Origin of the sequence: Brachybacterium sp. HMSC06H03 (assembly GCF_001807385.1) — a bacterium.
In the GTDB taxonomy this organism is placed as follows: Bacteria; Actinomycetota; Actinomycetes; order Actinomycetales; family Dermabacteraceae; genus Brachybacterium; species Brachybacterium conglomeratum.
The window spans coordinates 1-1,377 of sequence record NZ_KV788871.1 but is presented as its reverse complement, the minus strand read 5'-3'; the positions used below and the strand labels follow the sequence as shown (position 1 = coordinate 1,377).

The 1,377-nt window shown below is 77.3% G+C and carries 2 protein-coding genes; both read right to left on the bottom strand.

All coding sequences use genetic code 11. The features are described from left to right. Window positions 1-314 (bottom strand): site-specific integrase (locus HMPREF3159_RS11545; protein ID WP_168165426.1); only part of this gene is annotated, 314 nt, incomplete at its 3' end. 56 nt (window positions 315-370) lie between these two features. Beyond that, the coding region (gene dprA / locus HMPREF3159_RS11540; protein WP_070501143.1) for a DNA-processing protein DprA at window positions 371-1,377 on the bottom strand (1,007 nt) is incomplete at its 5' end.

Below are 1,377 nucleotides of genomic sequence, written 5' to 3'. Positions count from 1 at the left end.
CCGCCGACGTCGTGCGGGATCCTGCCGGTGGCGGCGAGCCAGGTGGTGAACGTCCGCGCGGCCGCGGCGGAGCGGGCGAGGGTGCTCGCTCCGGCCCCGGTCTCCGCGCGAGCGCCGAGCCAGGAGCGCAGCGCGGTCACGTCGAGTTCGGCCGGGGCGATCCGCTCGACCTCCCGCAGATGCGCCAGCAGCGCCGCGGCCTCGCGGCGGTAGGCCCGGACGGTGTGCTCGGACCTGCCTCGTTCGAGGTCGAGATGGGCGGCGAAGGCGTCGACGATCTGCTCGTCGGTCTCCGTCGCGCGCTCCGTGCTCATCCCGTCATTCTCGCCCATCCTCGCTGCCGGGGGCAGTGCTCCCACCGACCCGGCCGTCAGCCCGTGCGGCGAGTGCGCCGCACCCGCTGCCCTCTCTGCTCGATCAGACCCAGCAGCTCGAGCCGGGCCAGCGCTGCGCCGACCTCGCGCGGTGCGAAGCCGATCTCGTCCGCGAGGCGGCCCGGGGAGATGCCGGAGCGGGGCGGCACGGCATCGAGCACACGCCGATCCGCTGGTGAGAGCAGATCGAGCTCGTCCTGGCGGGCGAAGCTCCCCTCCCCTGCGGCGGGCCCTCCGGGCAGCAGGTCCAGCAGCTCGGCGGGCTCGGTGACGAGCACCGCGCCGCGTTCGCGGATCAGGCGGTGGCAGCCGGCGCTGGCCGCGGAGGTGACCGGGCCGGGCACCGCTCCGACCGGTCGGGAGAGCTGATCGGCGAGCCGCGCCGTGGACAGGGCCCCGGAGCGCCAGGCCGCCTCGACGACCACCACCGCGCGGGACAGGGCGGCGATCAGCCGGTTGCGGGCCAGGAACCTCCACCGTGTGGGGGCGGTGCCCATCGGGGCCTCGCTGAGCAGGAGGTGCTGCTCGCGGATCCGCTCGAGCAGCTGCGTGTTCCCGCGGGGGTAGAGGCGGTCCAGCCCGCCGGCGAGGACGGCGAGGGTCGCGCCGTCCTGGGCGGCGAGCGCCCCGCGGTGCGCCGCGGCGTCGATGCCGTACGCGCCGCCGGAGACGACGGTCCCGCCGGCGCCCGCGAAGGCGGCGCCGAGGGAGGAGGCGACGTCCTCCCCGTAGGGGGTCGAGGCGCGGGAGCCGACGAGCGCCGCGGCGCGCTCCCCGGCCAGGCGGTCGAGCCGGGCAGGGCCCTGCACCCACAGGCAGTGCGGGGCGGTCTCCTGGAGGTCGTCGAGGGCGCTCGGCCACTCCTCGTCCCCGGGGATCAGGACTCGGATCCTCCGCCGGTCGGCGTCCTCCAGCACGGCGTCGACGTCGACGGCGGCGAGCCGGCCGCGCCAGCGCTGAAGGGCGCGGGAGGCGCGGGCGTCGGGCGTGCCGGCGCCGGGGT